Origin of the sequence: Kribbella sp. NPDC050820, assembly GCF_040653975.1 — a bacterium.
Lineage (GTDB): Bacteria > Actinomycetota > Actinomycetes > Propionibacteriales > Kribbellaceae > Kribbella.
In genome coordinates, this window is sequence record NZ_JBFAHB010000030.1 from 50727 (window position 1) to 71786 (window position 21060).

The 21060-nt window shown below is 67.6% G+C and carries 15 protein-coding genes; 13 read left to right on the forward strand and 2 right to left on the reverse strand.

Annotated elements, in window-relative coordinates; genetic code table 11:
• Window positions 1-28 precede the first annotated feature (28 nt).
• Together AB0H36_RS24515 and AB0H36_RS24520 are read right to left on the reverse strand one after the other, a co-directional pair.
• Complete coding sequence (locus AB0H36_RS24515) at window positions 29-493, reverse strand: phosphatase PAP2 family protein (RefSeq protein WP_360527670.1); 465 nt, start codon at window positions 491-493, stop codon at window positions 29-31.
• Window positions 494-519: 26 nt separating this feature from the next.
• Entirely contained in the window at window positions 520-1977 is a 1458-nt protein-coding gene (locus tag AB0H36_RS24520; protein WP_360527673.1) for an alkaline phosphatase PhoX, read from the reverse strand.
• A 297-nt stretch (window positions 1978-2274) separates the two neighbouring features.
• Here AB0H36_RS24520 and AB0H36_RS24525 point away from each other — a divergent pair, with 297 nt between their 5' ends.
• From AB0H36_RS24525 to AB0H36_RS24585, 13 genes are all read left to right on the forward strand, one after another.
• A complete protein-coding gene (locus AB0H36_RS24525) occupies window positions 2275-3222 on the forward strand; it encodes an ABC transporter ATP-binding protein (RefSeq protein WP_360527676.1) in 948 nt (315 codons plus the stop codon).
• The gene (locus AB0H36_RS24530) at window positions 3219-3992 is read left to right on the forward strand and encodes an ABC transporter permease (RefSeq protein WP_360527679.1); all 774 of its coding nucleotides are present in this window, start codon (window positions 3219-3221) and stop codon (window positions 3990-3992) included. Before AB0H36_RS24525 ends, AB0H36_RS24530 begins: the two co-directional genes overlap by 4 nt.
• 1 nt (window position 3993) lies before the next feature.
• Window positions 3994-4824 carry an ABC transporter permease gene (locus tag AB0H36_RS24535; protein ID WP_360527682.1) on the forward strand — a complete coding sequence of 277 codons (831 nt, stop codon included), beginning with the start codon at window positions 3994-3996 and terminating at the stop codon, window positions 4822-4824.
• Between the two features lie 4 nt (window positions 4825-4828).
• Window positions 4829-6157, forward strand: coding sequence for an MCE family protein (locus AB0H36_RS24540; RefSeq protein WP_360527684.1), 1329 nt, complete (start codon window positions 4829-4831; stop codon window positions 6155-6157).
• The gene (locus AB0H36_RS24545) at window positions 6154-7188 is read left to right on the forward strand and encodes an MCE family protein (RefSeq protein WP_360527686.1); all 1035 of its coding nucleotides are present in this window, start codon (window positions 6154-6156) and stop codon (window positions 7186-7188) included. Before AB0H36_RS24540 ends, AB0H36_RS24545 begins: the two co-directional genes overlap by 4 nt.
• The gene (locus AB0H36_RS24550; protein WP_360527689.1) at window positions 7185-8198 is read left to right on the forward strand and encodes an MCE family protein; all 1014 of its coding nucleotides are present in this window, start codon (window positions 7185-7187) and stop codon (window positions 8196-8198) included. The genes AB0H36_RS24545 and AB0H36_RS24550 overlap by 4 nt, the downstream gene beginning before the upstream one ends.
• Window positions 8198-9385 (forward strand): MCE family protein, encoded by a 1188-nt coding sequence (locus AB0H36_RS24555; protein ID WP_360527692.1) that lies wholly within the window; start codon window positions 8198-8200, stop codon window positions 9383-9385. The genes AB0H36_RS24550 and AB0H36_RS24555 overlap by 1 nt, the downstream gene beginning before the upstream one ends.
• Before the next feature lie 92 nt (window positions 9386-9477).
• Window positions 9478-10764, forward strand: a complete 1287-nt coding sequence (locus AB0H36_RS24560) for an MCE family protein (protein ID WP_360527695.1) — start codon at window positions 9478-9480, stop codon at window positions 10762-10764.
• A complete protein-coding gene (locus tag AB0H36_RS24565; RefSeq protein ID WP_360527698.1) occupies window positions 10761-12050 on the forward strand; it encodes an MlaD family protein in 1290 nt (429 codons plus the stop codon). Before AB0H36_RS24560 ends, AB0H36_RS24565 begins: the two co-directional genes overlap by 4 nt.
• Window positions 12047-12547 carry a hypothetical protein gene (locus tag AB0H36_RS24570; RefSeq protein ID WP_360527701.1) on the forward strand — a complete coding sequence of 167 codons (501 nt, stop codon included), beginning with the start codon at window positions 12047-12049 and terminating at the stop codon, window positions 12545-12547. The genes AB0H36_RS24565 and AB0H36_RS24570 overlap by 4 nt, the downstream gene beginning before the upstream one ends.
• Window positions 12547-13242: a hypothetical protein gene (locus AB0H36_RS24575; protein WP_360527704.1), complete on the forward strand. Its 696-nt coding sequence runs from the start codon at window positions 12547-12549 to the stop codon at window positions 13240-13242. The genes AB0H36_RS24570 and AB0H36_RS24575 overlap by 1 nt, the downstream gene beginning before the upstream one ends.
• A gap of 273 nt (window positions 13243-13515) precedes the next feature.
• Complete coding sequence (rpoB, locus tag AB0H36_RS24580) at window positions 13516-16998, forward strand: DNA-directed RNA polymerase subunit beta (protein WP_360527707.1); 3483 nt, start codon at window positions 13516-13518, stop codon at window positions 16996-16998.
• 68 nt (window positions 16999-17066) lie between these two features.
• Complete coding sequence (locus AB0H36_RS24585) at window positions 17067-20927, forward strand: DNA-directed RNA polymerase subunit beta' (protein WP_360527710.1); 3861 nt, start codon at window positions 17067-17069, stop codon at window positions 20925-20927.
• Window positions 20928-21060: the final 133 nt, after the last annotated feature.

The following is a 21060-nucleotide window of genomic DNA, read 5'->3' on the forward strand; positions in this document are numbered from 1 at the left end:
ACAACCTGCAGCACGCCGAAGGGCGGTCCTACCCAGGGCCGCCCTTCGTCATGTTCCGGGCCAGCCCGACCCAAGCCAGCGCCCACAGCCACCCCACGAGGATGTCGGTGGGGTAGTGCCGCCCGAGTGCGAGCTGCGACCACGCCACAAGCAGCAGCAGCGCCGCACCCAGCAGGACCACCGGCAGTCGGCGCACGATGAGCGCCAACGCGCCGACGAGAGCAGCGGTGTTCGCCGCATGACCGCTCGGAAAGCTGTACTCCGACACGTCCGGCGGCAGCGGCCAAAGGTCCGGCCGCGACCGCCCGACGAGTTCCTTCAGCAGCGGATTCACCGCCCAGACCACACCGACCGCGGCCACGAGGTACGTCGCATCACGCCATCGGCGCAGCGCGAGCAGCACCACCAGCACGACGATCGCAACGGCTGCGAGCGGCTCCAGCTCGGTCAGGTCGCTGACCACCTGGGCAGCCGGTGCGTCGTCGTCGTGCAACCAGACGAGGATGTCGTCTTCGAGTGTCAGACGCCGATGCGGTGCCACGGTCCCCAGATGGCGAAGGTCATCCCGCGGCTGGCCTGGATGTTCACGAACAGCGTGTGCCCGTCCGGGCTGAACGTCGACCCGGCGAACTCGTCACCGGACCGGTCCACGCCGGTGCTGCTGGTCAGCCGGTTCAGCGCGATGTCCCACAGCTGCCCACCGCGGGACAGGCCGCGTAGGTAGTTGTCCTCGGTGTTGTCCTCGCAGAGCACCAGAGTCCCGCGTTTGCTGGTCGTCACGTTGTCCGGGAAGTCCAGCGTGGCCCGGTTCGGCGACTGGAAGATCAACTGCAGCTTCCGTGCCCGCGTGTGGTACGCCCACACCTGGCCGAAGCCGTTGCCGTAACCACCGACCGAGTCGGGCCCGGTCTCCGCCGCGCCGCCGCCTTGTGTCGAGGTGAAGTAGACGACGTTGTTGTCGTACACCTGTCCTTCCAGCCGGGAGAAGTACGCCGCTCCCTGCGCACGACCCTGGTCGCCGACGTACACGAGGGCCTGGTCGTTCGTCGTCGGCGCGGTCTGTCCGGGGGTGTACGGGAAGCTCGGCGCCGGGTCGTCGATGTCGACCCAGGTCACGTCGTACGTCGCCCGCTGCGGCTGCTCGGCGGCCAGGTTCAGGTTCGGGCGGCCCTTGACGGCGAGCATCTGCAGCCGGCCGCCGTCCTCGATCCGCCCGTGCTTCATCGGGTGCCGAGGCGGGCGGTACCGGAAGAACCCCGATGGGAACGCGAAGTTGTCCTCGGTCAGGTAGAGGTACCCGTCCTTGGGATCGAAGGACACCGCCTCGTGGGCGAACCGGCCGGCATGCGTGATCGGCTGCCGGTCGGACTGGCCGCGGGCCGGCACCTCGAAGACGAACCCGTGCGGCTTGGTCAGCGGCACATTGGAGACCCCGGTGAAGTCCGGTCCGACGTCGGGACCGTTGACCGTCTCCTCGCAGGTGACCCAGCTGCCCCACGGCATGATCCCGCCGCTGCAGTTCATCATCGTGCCGTTCAGGCTGGTGAACGCCTCGACGACCTGGCCGTGCAGGGTCACCTCGATCGTCGTCGTACCGCCCTGCGCCATCGAGTCGTACGGCGTCCCCGGGCCGAACGGCGCGCCCGGGTTGTTCAGCTCGTGGTTGCGGACCAGCACGATGTTGCCGTTGCGCCGCTTGAACGCGCCCATGCCGTCGTGCCGGCCGGGCAGGTTGGTTCCGTCGTTCAGCACCACCGGGAATTCGGTGTCGTGGAAGGACCGGTAGGCGAACCCCTCCGGCAGGTGCAGCCGGACCTTGCCGTCGCGCAGGTCCGGGATCGCCTGCAGCGCGGGCGACCGCACGGCGGGCGCCGCCGTCGCCTGCTGTGCCACGAACCCCTGGAACGGCCCGCCGGCGAGCACGCCGCCGGCCACCGCCGCGCTTCCCTTCAGGAATGTCCTTCGTTCGATACTCATCCGTCCCCTCCTCGGGCAGGCGATGTCCCTGGATCGACGCTAACTTTCGGGCCGCATTCCGGACAGATCTCGCGGTACCGCTAGGATCACTCGGGCCGCGTGGCGATCAGCACAGGGTGTCCACCGATCAACACACCGTGATCGGTGTGACCGGAGCGTGACGCATTGGTCACCGTCGCTTGACATGCGGGGGTTACGCAAAACCGTACTCGTGCGTAACCTAGGCCACTGCCCGTCGTTGGACCTGGCAGAACGTCGTCGGTTCGGGGCCTGACAGACATCCCGTGAGGAGGACCGGTGGGCGTAGAAGTCCGCGTCGAAGGTCTGACCAAGTCCTTCGGAAGCCAGCTGATCTGGGGCGACGTGTCCCTGACGCTGCCCGCCGGTGAGATCTGCGTGATGCTGGGCCCTTCCGGAACCGGGAAGTCCGTATTCCTCAAGACGCTGATCGGCCTGCTCAAGCCCGACCGCGGCCACGTCCACATCGAGGGCACCGACATCGCCACCTGCAGCGAGCGGCAGCTGTACGAGATCCGCAAGCTGTTCGGCGTGCTGTTCCAGGACGGCGCGATGTTCGGCTCGATGAACCTCTACGACAACGTCGCCTTCCCGCTGCGCGAGCACACCAAGAAGTCCGAGGCCGAGATCCGCTCCATCGTGATGGAGAAGATGGAGATGGTCGGCCTGGTCGGCGCGGAGCGGAAGCTGCCCGGCGAGATCTCCGGCGGCATGCGCAAGCGGGCCGGCCTGGCCCGCGCGCTGGTGCTGGAGCCCGAGATCCTGCTGTTCGACGAGCCCGACTCCGGCCTGGACCCGGTGCGTACGGCGTTCCTCAACCAGCTGATCATCGACCTGAACGAGATGACCCAGGCGACCTGTCTGATCGTCACCCACGACATCAACACCGCGCGAACCGTGCCGGACAACATCGGCCTGCTGTACCACCGGCATCTGGCGATGTTCGGCCCGCGCGAGATGCTGCTGTCCAGCGAGGAGCCGGTGGTTCGCCAGTTCCTGAACGCGCAGCGGGTCGGCCCGATCGGCATGTCCGAGGAGAAGGACGCCGACGAGCTCGCCCGGGAGGCCGACCAGGAGCTGCCGCCGCTGCCCCCGATCCCGCTGCAGCAGTTGCCGAGCAGCGGCCTGATCCGGCCGACGCAACGCCCGGCCGGTGAGTGGTGCCGCGACAACGGCGTCTCCCCGCCGCCGGGATCCTTCGCCCCAGATGTGGTGGGAGCGACGTGACTGTTTCTGCGACCGCCCCGCTGAAGCACGCCGGCTCGCTCTTCTCCTTCGCTCTCGACACCGCCCGGGCCTCGGTCCGGCGGCCGTTCCAGTTGCGCGAGTTCCTTCAGCAGGCCTGGTTCGTGGCCAGCGTGACGATCATCCCGACCGCGCTGGTCGCGATCCCGTTCGGCGCGGTGATCGCGTTGCAGGTCGGCGGTCTGATCAAGCAGTTCGGCGCCCAGGCCTTCACCGGGTCGGCCGCCGTACTGGCCGTGGTCCGGGAGGCGTCGCCGATCGCGACCGCGCTGCTGATCGCCGGCGCCGGCGGCTCGGCGATCTGCGCCGACCTCGGTGCGCGGAAGATCCGCGAGGAGCTGGACGCGATGATGGTGCTCGGCATCGACCCGATCCAGCGGCTGGTGGTGCCGCGGGTGCTGGCGACGATGCTGGTCGCGTTCTTCCTGAACGGTTTCGTCAGCGTCGTCGGCGTGATGGGCGGCTACGTCTTCAACGTCGTGCTCCAGGACGGGACACCAGGCAGTTATATAGCCTCCTTCACCGCGCTCGCCCATCTGCCCGACCTGTGGCAGGGGCAGGCGAAGGCCCTGGTGTTCGGGTTCATCGCTGCGGTTGTGGCGTCGTACAAGGGGATGAACGCGGGCGGCGGGCCGAAGGGTGTCGGCGACGCGGTGAACCAGTCCGTCGTGATCACCTTCATGCTGCTGTTCGTCGCGAACTTCGCGATGACGGCGATCTACTTCCAGCTCGTCCCGCCGAAGGGGGCCTGACATGTCGGCCCTGGTGGACACGCTGGTCAAGAAGCCACTCAACTCACTCGATCGTTTGGGTGAGCAGCTCGCCTTCTACCTCAAGGCGCTGGCCTGGTCCGGCAAGTCGATCACCCGGTACCGCAAGGAGATCATCCGGCTGCTGGCCGAGGTGACGCTCGGCACCGGCGCGCTCGCGGTGATCGGCGGCACCGTCGGCGTGATCACCTTTCTGGCCTTCTTCATCGGCACCGAGGTCGGCCTGCAGGGCTACTCGGCGCTCAACCAGATCGGCACCTCGGCCTTCGCCGGGTTCGTCAGCGCCTACATCAACACCCGTGAGATCGGCCCACTGATCGCCGGCATCGCGCTGGCCGCGACCGTCGGCTGCGGGTTCACCGCCCAGCTCGGCGCGATGCGGATCAGCGAGGAGATCGACGCCCTCGAGGTGATGGCGATCCCGTCGCTGCCGTTCCTGGTCACCACCCGGATCATCGCCGGCCTGGTCGCGGTGATCCCCCTGTACGTGGTCGGCCTGCTCGCCTCGTACTTCGCCACCCGGCTCACCGTGACCATGTTCTACGGCCAGAGCACCGGCACCTACGACCACTACTTCCATCTCTTCCTGCCACCCGGGGACGTGCTGTGGTCGTTCGGGAAGGTGCTCGTCTTCGCCGTCCTGGTGATCCTGGTGCACTGCTACCACGGCTACCACGCGACCGGCGGCCCGGCCGGTGTGGGTGTCGCCGTCGGCCGCGCCGTACGGACCTCCATCGTCGTGATCAACGTCGTCGATCTGCTGCTGTCGATGGCGATCTGGGGTACGACGACCACCGTCAGGCTGGCGGGGTGACGTCATGACCAGACTGGTGTCCCACAAGGTGCTCGGTGTCGCGTTCATCGGCGTGCTGTGCTTCCTGCTCTGGCTGACGTACGCGTTCTACGCCAAGGTCTTCACCGACACCGTCGAGGTGGAGCTGAAGACCAGCCACATCGGCCTGCAGCTGAACAAGCACGCCGATGTGAAGCTGCGCGGCATCATCGTCGGCGAGGTCCGCAGCGTGTCCACCGACGGCGACGAGGCGACCGTCGAGCTGTCCCTCAAGCCGGAGGAGATCGACGAGATCTCCAGCGCGGTCAGCGCCCGGATCCTGCCGAAGACGCTGTTCGGCGAGAAGTACGTTGCGTTGGTCCCGCCGACCGGCGCGCAGGGCCGGCACATCAAGGCCGGTGACGTGATCGCGCGGGACAAGACCGCGGTCGGCATCGAGATCGAGAAGGTGCTGAACGACGCCCTGCCGCTGCTGCAGGCGGTCGACCCGGCCGACCTGAACGCCACCCTGAACACCCTCGCGACCGCGCTCGAGGGCCGCGGCACCGAGATCGCCGGCACGCTGACCCAGCTGGACGCGTACCTGAAGAAGCTGAACCCGAACGTCCCGAAGCTGATGGCGGCGCTGACCAAGCTCACCCAGGTCTCCCAGCTGTACGGTGACGCCACGCCGGACCTCGTCCGCGCGCTGCGCAACCTGACCGTCACCGGGAACACCGTGGTGGAGAAGCAGGTCCAGCTGCAGCAGTTCTTCGTCGACGTCCAGCGGCTGTCCTCGACCGGGAACACCTTCCTGAAGGAGAACGAGGACCGCGTGATCCGGCTCGGCGAGGTGAGCCGGCCGGTGCTGGACCTGCTGGAGCGGTACTCGCCGGAGTTCCCGTGCTTCCTCGAGGTGATGACCGACACCGCGCCGATCCTGAACGACACGTTCCGGGACGGCAGGCTGAACATCAACCTGGAGATCATCACCAACCAGCCGACGCCGTACGAGCCGAACGAGCTCCCGGCGTACGACGACCACCGGGGGCCGACCTGCGTCGGGAAGAACTACAGCCACCCGGGGGAGAAGCCGGGTCCGTACACCCAGGAGAACCCGGCGCCGTACATCACCGGTGAGGACGGCGTGATCGGCGACCACAACAAGAACCAGCGCTTCCCGCTCAATCTCCAGCTGAACCGCGCGATGCCGGGCTTCGCGATGGACACCCAGGGCGTCGGCACCCCGGCTGAGCAGAAGGTCATCGACTCGGTCGTCGGCCCGGAGCTGGGCGTCGCGCCGGAGGACGTGCCGGACCTGACCACGCTGATGGTCGGGCCCCTGCTGCGCGGAGGCCAGGTGAACCTGAAGTGAAGATCCTGGACCGGAAGACCACCTTCGACACCGTGCGGCTGGCGATCTTCGTCGTCGTCACCACGATCGCGACCGCGCTGCTGGCGGTGACGATCGGGAACATCAGCTTCAACCCGACCACGAAGTACCGGGCCGTGTTCACCGACGCGGTCGGGCTGAACAAGGGCGACGACATCCGGATCGCGGGCGTGAAGGTCGGCCAGGTCGACAAGATCGCCCTCTATCAGGACACCTTGGCGATGGTGACGTTCAGCGTCGACTCCGACCAGGTCCTGGACGCCTCCACGCACGCGACGCTGCGGTACCGGAACCTGGTCGGCAACCGTTACATCGCGCTGACCGACGGCGTCGGCGGCGGTGAGCGGCTGAAGTCGAACGGCGTCATCCCGAAGGAGCGGACCACGCCGGCGCTGGACCTGTCGGTGCTGTTCAACGGGTTCAAGCCGCTGTTCACCGCGCTCACCCCGGCGGATGTGAACCAGTTCGCCTTCGAGGTGATCAAGGTGCTGCAGGGCGAGGGCGGCACGATCGAGTCGCTGCTGGCCAGGACCGCCTCGCTGACCACCACGCTGGCCGACGCCGACCAGGTGATCGGCGACCTGATCACCAACCTGACCTCGACGCTGCAGATCGTCTCGCAACGGCAGCAGAACTTCTCCCAGCTGCTGGTGAACCTGCAGCAGTTCATCACCGGCCTGAGCCAGGACATCAACCCGATCCTGAACTCGGTCGGCTCGATCAACTCGCTGAACACCAAGACGGCCGGCCTGCTGCAGCAGACCCGGGTGCCGCTCAAGGCCGACCTGGACCGGCTCCGCACCGTCGCGTCCACGCTCGACGACACCCAGTCGATCTGGGTGAAGACGCTGCAGAACATGCCGGAGAAGCTGAACACGATGACCCGGACCGCGTCGTACGGCTCCTGGTTCAACTTCTACCTGTGCAACTTCGACGGCAACGTCACGCTGCCGACCGGCACCCGCATCCCGGTTGCCTACGACAACAACTCGGCGAGGTGCCAGAAGCCGTGAAGCCCTTCCGCGAACAGAACCAGGTGACCGTCGGCGTCATCGGCCTGACCGTGCTCGGGCTGATCATGCTGGCCGCGTTCAAGGCGCAGGACCTGCCGCTGATCGGCGGCGGGACCAAGTACTCCGCACAGTTCTCCGAGGCCGGCGGCCTGAAGCCGAACGACGAGATCCGGGTGGCCGGGGTCCGGGTCGGGCAGGTCCGCAAGGTCGAGCTGGAGGGCACGCACGTCCGGGTCGACTTCGTGGTGGACAAGGGCGTCAGGCTCGGCGACCAGACCGGCGCGGAGATGAAGATCAAGACGCTGCTCGGGCAGAAGTACCTCAAGCTGACTCCGGCCGGCGACGGTCAGCTGAAGGCCGGCGCCGAGATCCCGCTGGCCCGGACCATCTCGGCGTACGACGTCGTGGATGCCTTCAGCGACCTCGCGAACACCACCGAGCGGATCGACACCGCCCAGCTGGCCCGGGCCCTGGACACGCTGTCGACGACCTTCCAGAACACACCCGAAGAGGTGCAGGCGTCGCTGACCGGCCTGTCCCGGCTGTCCCGGAACGTGGCCAAGCGCGACGAGCAGCTGAAGCTGCTGCTGCAGCACTCGAACGTGGTCACCAAGGTCCTTGCCGACCGCAACCAGCAGCTGATCAAGCTGATGAAGGACGGCAACACCGTGTTCCAGGCCGTGCAGGCCCGGCGGGCGCTGATCCACCAGCTGCTGGTGTCGACCCAGAAGCTGTCCGCGCAGATCACCGCGCTGGTCCGGGAGAACCGCAACGACCTGGCGCCGACGTTGCAGAAGGTGAACGCCGTACTGGCAGTGCTGCTGAAGAACCAGAACGACCTGGACGCCAGCATCAAGGGCCTGGCGCCGTTCGTCCGGGTCTTCACCAACACGCTCGGCACCGGGCCGTGGTTCGACGTCTACCTGCAGAACCTGGTCCCGGTCCCGGAGATCCCGGCGCCGGCGGTCCCGATTCCCGGGCTGCCGCCGATCCTGGGAGGTGGCGGCTGATGAAGATCCAGTCGTTGTCCCGGCTGGTCGCGATCGCGGTGGTCCTGGTGATCGTCGCGGTCAGCGTGATCTCGCTCTGGCCGAACCCCGAGCGGGTGAGCGCGACGGCGTACTTCCCGCGGGCGGTGTCGGTCTATCCCGGCTCCGACGTGCGGATCCTGGGCATCAAGGTCGGCGAGGTGGAGAGCGTCACCCCGGCCGGGCGGACCGTGCGGGTGAAGTTCTGGTGGGAGGCCAAGCACAAGGTGCCGGCCACCGCGAAGGCCGTGATCGCGGCGCCGTCGATTGTCGCCGACCGGTACCTGCAGCTCACGCCGGCGTACTCCAAGGGCGACGTGATGGCCGACGGCGCGGAGATCCCGATCGACCGGACCGCCGTACCGCTGGAGCTGGACCAGATCTACCAGAGCCTGAACGACCTGTCCGTGGCGCTAGGCCCGAAGGGCGCGAACGACCAGGGCGCACTGTCGCGGCTGCTCGACGTCTCGGCGAAGAACCTGAACGGCCAGGGCGCCAAGCTGAACCAGACCATCACCGACGTGTCCAAGCTGACCGGCACACTGGCGGGCAACTCGCAGAGCCTGTTCGCCACGATCCGCCAGCTGCAGACATTCGTGTCCGCGCTGGCCGCGAACGATCAGTTGGTCCGGCAGTTCAACACCAACTTCGCCGCCACCTCGACCACGCTGGCCGGTGAACGCCAGGACCTGGCCAAGGCGCTGTCGCTGCTGGCGACGGCCCTCGGCGAGGTCGCCACGTTCGTGAAGGACAACCGGGCGCTGCTGAAGACGACGATCTCCAGCGCCACCGACCTGTCGCAGATCCTGGTCAAGGAGAAGGCCGCGATCGCGGAGGTGCTGGACACTGCACCGCTCGGCCTCGGCAACCTGGCCCGGGTCTACAACCCGCAGTACGGGACGCTGGACCAGCGGCTGAACATGGCCCAGCTCGACGACCCGGCGGACTTCATCTGTTCGCTCCTGCGCCAGGTGAACCGGCCGATGTCGACCTGTACGGCGCTGAAGCCGGTCTTCGACGCCCTCGCCAAGCTGCCGTTGCTGAGCCAGCTCAGCGGCGGCGCCCCGGCCAGCGGTGGCCCGGCCGGTACGCCGTGGGCCGCACCGCCGGCCCCGAAGCTGTCGAGCCCAGACCCGGTCGACCCGACCCTGGGAGGCCTGGTCCGATGAGAGGCCGTACGACGCAAGTGCCCCACGCCGGCCGTGCTTCGGCGCTTCTGGCGCCCAGGCACGCACCTCGCGGCAGCGGAGGAAAGGCCACGATGAAACCACATCGAGGCCTCCCCTCCGCCACCGCGATGCACGCACCTGGACACCACAATCGCTCGAACCACGGCCGGCGTGGGGCACTGATCGCCGGACTGCTCGGCATGGCCATGTTGCTGACCGGGTGCGACTTCAGCGTGTACTCGTTGCCGTTGCCGGGTGGCGCCAAGATCAAGGGGCCGTCGTACACGGTCACTGTCGAGTTCGCCGACGTCCTGGACCTGGTGCCGAAGTCGACGGTGAAGGTCGACGACGTCACCGTCGGCATGGTCGAGAAGGTCTGGCTGGACGGGTACGTCGCCAAGGTCCGGATCCGGCTGCCGAAGAGTCTGGAGCTCCCGGACAACGAGCTGGCCACGATCCGGCAGACCAGCCTGCTGGGCGAGAAGTTCGTCTCGCTGTCGCCGCCGACCGGGTCGGAGCAGCCGCGCGGAAAGCTCGACAACGGCGAGGTCATCCCGCTGTCGCGGACCACCAGCAACGTCGAGGTCGAGGAAGTCCTGTCCGCGCTCTCGCTGCTGCTGAACGGCGGCGGCGTGGCCCAGCTCCAGATCATCACCCAGGAGCTGAACAAGGCGCTGACCGGCAACGAGCCGGCCATCCGCAGCGTGCTCACCCAGCTGAACACGTTCGTCGGCACCCTGGACCAGAACAAGCAGCGGATCGTCACCGCGATCGCCGCCGTCGACGCGCTGGCCAAGAAGCTGAACGCGCAGAAGGCGACGCTGGCGACCGCGATCGACTCGCTGCCGAAGTCGATCGCGACCCTGGACAAGCAGCGCGCGGCCCTGGTGAAGACGCTGCAGGCGCTGGCGACCCTGGGCAACACGGCCACCCGGGTGATCACCGCGTCGCAGAAGGACCTGGTGGCCAACCTGCAGTCGCTGTACCCGATCCTGACCAAGCTGGCCCAGGCCGGGGAGGACCTGCCGAAGTCGCTCGAGCTGCTGTTCACCTACCCGTTCCCGGACGCCGCCGCGAAGGCCGTCCAGGGTGACTTCACCAACCTGGGCATCACACTGGACGTCAACACCCAGAAGGCCCTGCAGAGCCTGCTCGGCGTGAACCTGCCGACCGTAGGGCCGACGGCCGTCCCGACTGCCGGGCTGAGCATTCCGCTGCACAACCCGACCACGGGCGGCCTGCCGTCGCTGCCGGTGCCGACGGGCGCGGGGACGACGTGTACGACGGTCCTCGGCCTGCCGGTCTGCACGCCGACACTGAACCGCTCGGGCTTCGATCCCGAGCTGGCCAAGGTGCTGATGCCGGGGGTGGCGAAGTGATCACCAGAACGGTCCGGATCCAGTTGATGGTGTTCCTGCTGATCACCGTGGTCGGCGTCGCCTACGTCGGCGGCAAGTACGCCCAGATCGACAAGCTGCTGTTCGACGACGACTACACCGTCAGCGCCAGCTTCGCCGAGTCCGGCGGCATCTTCTCCGGCGCCGAGGTGACGTACCGCGGCCAGCCGGTCGGCCGGGTCGGGGACCTCGACCTGCTGTCCGACGGCGTTCAGGTGAACCTGCAGATCGACAAGGGCGTGAAGATCCCGAACGACCTGGTCGCAGTGGTCGCGAACCGGTCCGCGATCGGCGAGCAGTACGTCGACCTGCAGCCGCGTCGCGACGGCGGCCCGTACCTGCAGGACAACTCGCGGATCGCCCGCGAGGACACCGCGGTCCCGATCGACACCACCGAGCTGCTGCTGAACCTCGACCAGCTGGTGAACTCGGTCGACAAGGAGAGCCTGCGGACCACGGTGCGCGAGCTCGGCGCGGCGCTCAAGGGCCGCGGCACCGACCTGCAGCGGATCATCGACAACTCCGGCAAGTTGATCGACGACGCGGACGCGAACATCCTGCAGACGATCAAGCTGATCAACGACGGCGACACCGTGCTCGCCACCCAGGTGGCCAGCGGCGACGCGATCAAGACCTGGGCGAAGAACCTCGCCCTGCTGTCCGACACCCTGGTCAGCTCCGACGCGAACCTGCGCCAGGTGATCGACCAGGGCTCCGGCGCGTCGACCCAGGTCACAGCGCTGATCCAGGAGAACCGTGCGGACGTCGCGGTGCTGCTCGGTAACCTCCTGACGGTGAACGAGTTGACCGCGGTCCGGCTGGACGCCGTCGAGCAGCTGCTGGTGGTGTACCCGGCGGTGTCGATGGGCGGGTACGTCGTACCGGCCAAGGACAAGGGGACCGGGCACTACGACGCGCACTTCGGCCTGGTGCTCGGCCTCGACCCGGCCGCCTGCCGGGCCGGGTACGGCGGGACCGACAAGCGGATCCCGCAGGAGACCGCGAACAAGCCGGCCAACACCAAGGCCGCCTGCACCGCGAACCCGTCGTCCGGCGTGAACGTCCGCGGTGCCCAGAACAAGCCGAGCCCGTCCTCCCGCTCGCTGAACCGGACCGGGTACGGCGTCGGGTACGACCCGGCCACCGGAGTCGCGGGCGGCTCCGGCGGAATGCCGGAACTGGTGCTCGGCTCGACCGGCGGCCAGGCCGACCTGCTCGGCAGCGACTCCTGGAAAGCCCTCATCCTCGGACCGGTGACCGGCAAGTGACTGTAAGCAACTCCAAGCGCGGCCCGTTGATCCTGGCCTGGGCGCTCAGTGTCGTGCTGGTGGTCGCGCTGGCCGCCGCCACCCTCTCGATCGTCGCGCTGAACCGGCAGAGCGAGGACAAGACCGAGCGCGAAGGCGCGATGAAGGCGGCCCGGCAGCTGGCGCTCGACTTCACGACGTACGACTACAAGACCTGGGATGCCGACACCAAGCGGGTGCTGGACGACTCCACCGGGCAGTTCAAGCAGGAGTTCCAGGCCGGGCTGAACGTGGTGAAGGCCGAGGTGCAGACCAACAAGGCGACCTCCAAGGGTGACGTGAAGGAGGCCGCGGTGGTCTCGAACGACAAGGACTCCGCCCAGGTCCTGGTGATCGTGGACGCGGTGGTCACGAACACCGCCTCGACCCAGGGCGTGCAGCGCCGGTACCGGATCAAGCTGGACCTGGTCCGCGAGCAGGACCGCTGGCTGACCGCCGACCTGCAGGCGGTGGGCTGATGCCGGACCGTCCTCGCAGCCGCCCGCGCATCGCGGGTCAGCGCCGTACCCCAGCCGTCGAGGCGCCGGCCGTCGAAGCTCCGGCTGAAGTGACAACGAAGGCCCCGGAAACCGTCGAAGAGGAAGTGACCCCGACCACACTCGAGGCCCCAGACGCCCCTGAAGAGGTGGTCGAGGACGCCGTTTCGGCTACGGAAAGTGATGAAGAGAGTCGATCGCTGGGTGGTGCGCTGTCGGCGCTGCTCGGCGTCCTCGTAGTGCTGGTGCTCACCTTCGCGGCGGTGCTCGGCGTGAAGGCGTGGCAGGGCAAGCAGGCCGAGGACGCCCGCGACCAGGCCGCCGCGGCCGGGCGCAAGGCGGCCGAGACCGCGCTCAGCTACGACTACCGTGACCTGGACAAAAGCTTCTCCGCGGCGCGGGCGACGATGACCCCGGAGTTCGCCGGGAAGTTCGACGAGACCGCCAAGGTGGCCGGCGAGTTGGCCACCAAGACCAAGGCGACGGTCCGCGCCGAGGTCCGCGAGGTCGGGGTCCGCGACGGCAACGCCGACCGGGTCACGCTGATCATCTTCGTCAACCAGACAACGACCAGTAGGATCACGGAGGGTAAGCCCCGGGTCGATCTGAACCGGACCCGGTTCACGATGGTCCGAAACGGCGATCAATGGCTGGTCCAGGAGATCGCCGGACTGTAGTCTCTTTGTGACTCCGGACAGGACGTGCCGGGCGGCTCGCGGGCAAGGATCTTCTGCAGACCCGCTGGAGAACCCGGGTCGATCCCTTGACGGAGTGGGTGGTCCGAAGGCATAGTATCGGGCCGCACTGGACAGGCTTGCCCTGATCGGGTAGCCTATTGCTTTGCGCTGCCTTTACCCCACCCTGGCTTCGGGTCTCGACTTGACTGGGGCGGTTCGGCGTGCGCTCCCAGCACCGAAGTGATTCTTTGCGAGCCCGTGGAAGGACGCCCCTTGGTCGCCTCGCGCAACCCCCAGTCCGACAGCATTTCCGACGTTTCCGGCTCCCGCCGCATCTCCTTCGCCAAGATTTCCGAGCCTCTCGAGGTTCCGGATCTGCTTGCGCTGCAGGTGGACAGTTTCGACTGGCTGGTCGGCAACGAAACCTGGCAGGCCCGGGTGGCCGCCGCCGAGGCCGAGGGCCGGTCGGACCTGTCCGGCCCCAGTGGCCTGGAAGAGATCTTCGAGGAGATCTCCCCGATCGAGGACTTCAGCGGCACCATGTCGCTGTCGTTCCGCGACCACCGCTTCGAGCCGCCGAAGAACACGGTCGACGAGTGCAAGGAGCGGGACGTCACCTACTCCGCGCCGCTGTTCGTCACGGCCGAGTTCATGAACAACGAGACCGGCGAGATCAAGAGCCAGACCGTCTTCATGGGTGACTTCCCGCTGATGACGCGCAAGGGCACCTTCGTGATCAACGGCACCGAGCGGGTCGTCGTGTCCCAGCTCGTCCGCTCGCCCGGTGTGTACTTCGAGCGCACGCCGGACAAGACCTCGGACAAGGACATCTTCACCGCCAAGGTGATCCCGTCGCGCGGCGCGTGGCTGGAGTTCGAGGTCGACAAGCGCGACATGGTCGGCGTCCGGCTCGACCGCAAGCGCAAGCAGAACGTCACCGTGCTGCTGAAGGCGCTCGGCTGGACCGACGCCCAGATCCTGGAGGAGTTCGGCGACTACGAGTCGATCCGGCTCACCCTGGAGAAGGACCACACCTCGGGCCAGGACGACGCGCTGCTCGACATCTACCGCAAGCTGCGTCCGGGCGAGCCGCCGACCCGCGAGGCCGCGCAGGCGCTGCTGGACAACTACTACTTCAACGGCAAGCGCTACGACCTGGCCAAGGTCGGCCGGTACAAGATCAACAAGAAGCTCGGCCGCGACGAGGCGCACGACACCGCGGTGCTGACGATCGACGACATCGTCGCCACGATCAAGTACCTGGTCGCGCTGCACGAGGGCAAGACCGAGCTGCCTGCCCCGACCGGTGAGATCGTGGTCGAGGAAGACGACATCGACCACTTCGGCAACCGCCGGCTGCGCACCGTCGGCGAGCTGATCCAGAACCAGCTCCGCACCGGCCTGGCCCGGATGGAGCGGGTGGTCCGGGAGCGGATGACGACCCAGGACGTCGAGGCGATCACGCCGCAGACCCTGATCAACATCCGTCCGGTGGTGGCGGCGCTGAAGGAGTTCTTCGGCACCTCCCAGCTGTCGCAGTTCATGGACCAGACCAACCCGGTCGCGGGCCTGACCCACAAGCGCCGGCTGAACGCGCTCGGCCCGGGTGGTCTGAGCCGCGAGCGGGCCGGCTTCGAGGTCCGCGACGTGCACCCGTCCCACTACGGCCGGATGTGCCCGATCGAGACCCCGGAAGGCCCGAACATCGGCCTGATCGGGTCGCTGGCCAGCTACGGCCGGGTGAACCCGTTCGGTTTCGTCGAGACGCCGTACCGCAAGGTCATCGACGGCCAGGTCACCGACCAGGTCGACTACCTGACCGCGGACGAGGAGGACCGGTTCGTCATCGCGCAGGCGAACGCCGCGCTGAACGACGAGAACCGGTTCGCCGAGGACCGGGTGCTGGTCCGCCGGCGGCACGGTGAGGTCGAGCTCGTGCTGACCGAGGACGTGGACTACATGGACGTCTCGCCGCGCCAGATGGTGTCGGTGGCGACCGCGATGATCCCGTTCCTCGAGCACGACGACGCCAACCGCGCGCTGATGGGCTCCAACATGCAGCGCCAGGCCGTTCCGCTGATCACCGCGGACGCGCCGCTGGTCGGCACCGGCATGGAGTACCGCGGTGCGGTCGACGCCGGTGACGTGGTCGTGGCCGACAAGGCCGGTGTGGTCAAGGAGGTCTCGGCCGACCTGATCGAGATCGCCGCCGACGACGGCACGTACCAGACCTACCGGCTGGCGAAGTTCCGCCGGTCGAACCAGGGCACCTGCATCAACCAGCGCCCGCTGGTCGACGCCGGGCAGCGGGTCGAGGTCAACTCGCCGCTGGCCGACGGTCCCTGCACCGACGAGGGCGAGATGGCGCTCGGCCGCAACCTGCTGGTCGCCTTCATGCCGTGGGAGGGCCACAACTACGAGGACGCGATCATCCTCAGCCAGCGCGTGGTCCAGCAGGACCTGCTGACCTCGATCCACATCGAGGAGCACGAGGTCGACGCCCGGGACACCAAGCTGGGTCCGGAGGAGATCACCCGGGACATCCCGAACGTCTCCGACGAGATGCTGGCCGACCTGGACGAGCGCGGCATCATCCGGATCGGCGCCGAGGTCACCACCGGTGACATCCTGGTCGGCAAGGTCACCCCGAAGGGCGAGACCGAGCTGACCCCGGAGGAGCGGCTGCTGCGCGCGATCTTCGGTGAGAAGGCCCGTGAGGTCCGCGACACCTCGCTGAAGGTTCCGCACGGCGAGAACGGCACCGTCATCGGCGTCCGCGTCTTCGACCGCGACAACGGCGACGAGCTGCCGCCGGGCGTGAACCAGCTGGTCCGCGTGTACGTCGCCCAGAAGCGGAAGATCTCGGTCGGCGACAAGCTGGCCGGCCGGCACGGCAACAAGGGCGTCATCTCCAAGATCCTGCCGGTCGAGGACATGCCGTTCCTCGAGGACGGCACCCAGGTCGACATCATCCTGAACCCGCTGGGCGTGCCCGGCCGGATGAACGTCGGCCAGGTGCTCGAGACCCACCTCGGCTGGGTCGCCAGCCGCGGCTGGGAGATCGACGGGGAGAACCAGGAGGAGTGGGCCCAGCGGCTGATCAAGATCGGCGCCGGCTCCGCCGCCCCAATGACGAATGTCGCCACCCCGGTCTTCGACGGCGCCAAGGAGGAGGAGGTCACCGGCCTGCTCGGCTCCACGCTGCCGAACCGCGACGGCGTCCGGATGGTCGACAGCACCGGCAAGGCCCGGCTGTTCGACGGCCGTTCGGGTGAGCCGTTCCCGGAGCCGATCGGTGTCGGCTACATGTACATGCTGAAGCTGCACCACCTGGTCGACGACAAGATCCACGCGCGTTCGACCGGTCCGTACTCGATGATCACCCAGCAGCCGCTGGGTGGTAAGGCCCAGTTCGGCGGTCAGCGGTTCGGCGAGATGGAGGTGTGGGCCCTGGAGGCCTACGGTGCCGCCTTCGCGCTGCAGGAACTGCTGACGATCAAGTCCGACGACGTGGTCGGCCGGGTCAAGGTGTACGAGGCGATCGTCAAGGGCGAGAACATCCCGGAGCCGGGTATCCCGGAGTCCTTCAAGGTTCTGGTCAAGGAAATGCAGTCCCTGTGTCTGAACGTGGAAGTGCTCTCGTCCGACGGAAGCCGGGTCGAGATGCGCGACAGCGAGGAGGACGTCTTCCGTGCCGCGGAGGAACTGGGCATCGACCTGTCCCGGCGCGAGCCGAACAGCGTTGAAGAGGTCTGAGCGGGTTGCCGCTTGAGATCAACACACAACTCACTCAGACCATCTTTACTATCGGGAGATAACACATCGTGCTCGACGTGAACTTCTTCGACGAGCTTCGGATCGGCCTGGCCACCGCGGACGAGATCCGTCAGTGGTCGCACGGCGAGGTCAAGAAGCCCGAGACGATCAACTACCGGACCCTCAAGCCCGAGCGTGACGGTCTGTTCTGCGAGAAGATCTTCGGTCCCACCCGGGACTGGGAGTGCTACTGCGGTAAGTACAAGCGCGTTCGCTTCAAGGGCATCATCTGCGAGCGGTGTGGCGTCGAGGTCACCCGCTCCAAGGTGCGCCGCGAGCGGATGGGCCACATCGAGCTGGCCGCGCCGGTCACCCACATCTGGTACTTCAAGGGTGTCCCGTCGCGGCTCGGCTACCTGCTCGACCTCGCCCCGAAGGACCTCGAGAAGGTCATCTACTTCGCGGCGTACATGATCACCGACGTCGACGAGGAGGCGCGGCACCGCGACCTGACCTCGCTCGAGGGCCGGGTGGACGTGGAGCGCAAGCAGCTCGAGAACCGTCGTGACAACGACATCGAGCAGCGGATGAAGAAGCTCGAGGAGGACCTGGCGCAGCTCGAGGCCGAGGGCGCCAAGGCCGACGTCCGCCGCAAGGTGAAGGAAGGCGCCGAGCGCGAGGTCAAGCAGCTGCGTGACCGCGCCCAGCGGGAGATCGACCGCCTCGACGAGGTCTGGACCCGGTTCAAGAACCTGAAGGTCCAGGACCTGGAGGGCGACGAGATCCTCTACCGCGCCATGAAGGAGCGGTTCGGCAAGTACTTCGAGGGCGCGATGGGCGCCGCCGCGATCCAGCGCCGGCTGGAGACCTTCGACCTGAAGGCCGAGGCGGACAACCTGCGCGAGACGATCAAGACCGGCAAGGGCCAGCGCAAGACCCGCGCCCTGAAGCGGCTCAAGGTCGTCACCGCGTTCCTGCAGACCAACAACAGCCCGATGGGCATGGTGCTGGACTGCGTCCCGGTGATCCCGCCGGACCTGCGCCCGATGGTCCAGCTCGACGGTGGCCGGTTCGCCACCTCGGACCTGAACGACCTGTACCGCCGGGTGATCAACCGGAACAACCGGCTCAAGCGTCTGCTCGACCTGGGCGCGCCGGAGATCATCGTCAACAACGAGAAGCGGATGCTGCAGGAGGCCGTCGACGCGCTGTTCGACAACGGCCGCCGTGGCCGTCCGGTCACCGGCCCGGGCAACCGGCCGCTGAAGTCGCTGTCCGACATGCTCAAGGGCAAGCAGGGCCGCTTCCGGCAGAACCTGCTCGGCAAGCGCGTCGACTACTCCGGTCGTTCGGTGATCGTCGTCGGCCCGCAGCTGAAGCTGCACCAGTGCGGTCTGCCGAAGGCGATGGCGCTGGAGCTGTTCAAGCCGTTCGTGATGAAGCGGCTGGTCGACCTCAACCACGCGCAGAACATCAAGTCCGCCAAGCGGATGGTCGAGCGCCAGCGCGCCCAGGTCTGGGACGTGCTGGAAGAGGTCATCACCGAGCACCCGGTGCTGCTGAACCGCGCGCCCACCCTGCACCGGCTGGGTATCCAGGCGTTCGAGCCGCAGCTGATCGAGGGCAAGGCGATCCAGATCCACCCGCTCGTCTGCTCCGCGTTCAACGCGGACTTCGACGGTGACCAGATGGCGGTGCACCTGCCGCTGTCGGCCGAGGCGCAGGCCGAGGCCCGGATCCTGATGCTGTCGACGAACAACATCCTGAAGCCGGCCGACGGCCGTCCGGTCACGATGCCGACCCAGGACATGATCATCGGCATCTACTTCCTGACCATGCTGAAGGAGGGCGCGCTGGGCGAGGGCCGGGCGTTCAGCTCGGTGGCCGAGGCGCTGATGGCGTTCGACCGCAACGAGCTGTCGTTGCAGGCCAAGATCACGCTGCGCCTGGACGAGGCCGCGCTGCCGGCCGGTGCGACCGAGCTGGACGGCGGTGGGTTCTCGCTGGAGACCACGCTGGGCCGGGCGCTGTTCAACGAGACGCTGCCGGCGGACTACCCGTTCGTCGACGTCGAGGTGGGCAAGAAGCAGCTGGGCGGGATCGTCAACGACCTGGCCGAGCGGTACTCCAAGGTCCAGGTGGCCAACTGCCTGGACGCGCTGAAGGACCTCGGTTTCCGCTGGGCCACCCGGTCCGGTGTCACCGTGTCGATCGACGACTTCAGCACGCCGCCGTCCAAGCCGGAGATCATGGCCCGGTACGAGTCGCAGGCCGAGAAGGTCCAGAAGCAGTTCGAGCGAGGCCTGATCACCTCGTCCGAGCGGCGGCAGGAGCTGATCGAGATCTGGACCGGCGCCAACGCCGAGGTCGGCAAGGCGATGGAGGAGAACTTCGAGAAGGCCAACCCGATCTGGATGATGGTCCACTCGGGCGCCCGGGGCAACATGATGCAGATCCGGCAGATCGCCGGTATGCGTGGCCTGGTGGCCAACCCGAAGGGTGAGATCATCGCCCGGCCGATCAAGTCCAACTTCCGTGAGGGCCTGTCGGTGGTCGAGTACTTCATCGCCACCCACGGCGCCCGGAAGGGTCTGGCCGACACCGCGCTGCGGACCGCCGACTCGGGGTACCTGACCCGTCGTCTGGTGGACGTCTCGCAGGACGTGATCATCCGCGAGGAGGACTGCGGCACCGAGCGGGGCCTGCCGAAGAAGATCGGCGAGCCCGGTCCGGACGGCAAGGTCGTGCACGCGGAGAACGTCGAGACCAGCGCGTACGCACGGACGCTGGCGACCGACGCGATCGGTCCGGACGGCAACGTCGTACTCGAGGCAGGCAGCGACCTGGGCGACGTCTCGATCGCCGTACTGGTCGAGGCCGGGCTGCAGGAGGTCAAGGTCCGCTCCGTGCTGACCTGCGACGCCAAGACCGGGACCTGCGCGAAGTGCTACGGCCGTTCGCTGGCGACCGGCAAGCCGGTCGACATCGGCGAGGCGGTCGGCATCATCGCGGCCCAGTCCATCGGTGAGCCGGGTACGCAGCTGACCATGCGTACCTTCCACACCGGTGGTGTCGCGGGTGATGACATCACCCACGGTCTGCCGCGTGTCGTCGAGCTGTTCGAGGCCCGGCAGCCCAAGGGCAAGGCGCCGATCTCCGAGGCGGCCGGCCGGATCTCGATCGAGGACACCGACAAGACCCGCAAGCTGGTGCTCACCCCGGACGACGGGTCCGAGGAGGTCGCCTACCCGGTGTCGAAGCGTGGCCGCCTGCTGATCGAGGAAGGTCAGCACGTCGAGGTCGGCCAGCAGCTGACGCAGGGTACGCCGGACCCGCAGGAGGTACTGCGGATCCTCGGTGTGCGCAAGGCGCAGGAGCACCTGGTGGACGAGGTCCAGGAGGTGTACCGGTCGCAGGGTGTGGCCATCCACGACAAGCACATCGAGATCATCGTCCGGCAGATGCTGCGCCGGGTCACGGTGATCGAGTCGGGCGACGCCCAGCTGCTGCCGGGTGAGCTCGCGGACCGCATCATGTTCGAGGCGGAGAACCGCCGGGTGGTCGCCGAGGGCGGCACGCCGGCCTCGGGCCGTCCGGTGCTGATGGGGATCACCAAGGCCTCGCTGGCGACCGAGTCGTGGCTGTCGGCCGCCTCCTTCCAGGAGACGACCCGCGTCCTCACCGAGGCCGCGATCCACGGCAAGTCCGACTCGCTGGTCGGTCTGAAGGAGAACGTCATCATCGGCAAGCTGATCCCGGCAGGCACCGGCATGGACCGGTACCGCAACATCCGGGTGGAGCCCACCGAGGAGGCGAAGGCCGCGATGTACTCGATGGTCGGCTACGAGTCGTACGACTACGACTTCGGCCCGTCCACCGGTCAGTCGGTCCCGCTCGACGACTTCGACCTCGGTTCGTACCAGAACTGATTCGAGTCATTCCGCCAAGGGCGGCACTCCTGCCGGAGTGCCGCCCTTCGGCGTTTCCGGGGCCGGTACGACCGGTGCCGGAAAAGACACTCGGGGTGGCGGCTGAAAGTGTCCCTGTGATGCGCCAAGATTG

What these genes read in the sequence shown, in the direction of transcription:
- AB0H36_RS24520 (WP_360527673.1), bottom strand. Translation starts at nt 1,977, where the DNA reads ATGAGTATCGAACGAAGGACATTCCTGAAGGGAAGCGCGGCGGTGGCC.
- AB0H36_RS24535 (WP_360527682.1), top strand. Translation starts at nt 3,994, where the DNA reads ATGTCGGCCCTGGTGGACACGCTGGTCAAGAAGCCACTCAACTCACTC.
- AB0H36_RS24540 (WP_360527684.1), top strand. Translation starts at nt 4,829, where the DNA reads ATGACCAGACTGGTGTCCCACAAGGTGCTCGGTGTCGCGTTCATCGGC.
- AB0H36_RS24555 (WP_360527692.1), top strand. Translation starts at nt 8,198, where the DNA reads ATGAAGATCCAGTCGTTGTCCCGGCTGGTCGCGATCGCGGTGGTCCTG.
- AB0H36_RS24560 (WP_360527695.1), top strand. Translation starts at nt 9,478, where the DNA reads ATGAAACCACATCGAGGCCTCCCCTCCGCCACCGCGATGCACGCACCT.
- AB0H36_RS24575 (WP_360527704.1), top strand. Translation starts at nt 12,547, where the DNA reads ATGCCGGACCGTCCTCGCAGCCGCCCGCGCATCGCGGGTCAGCGCCGT.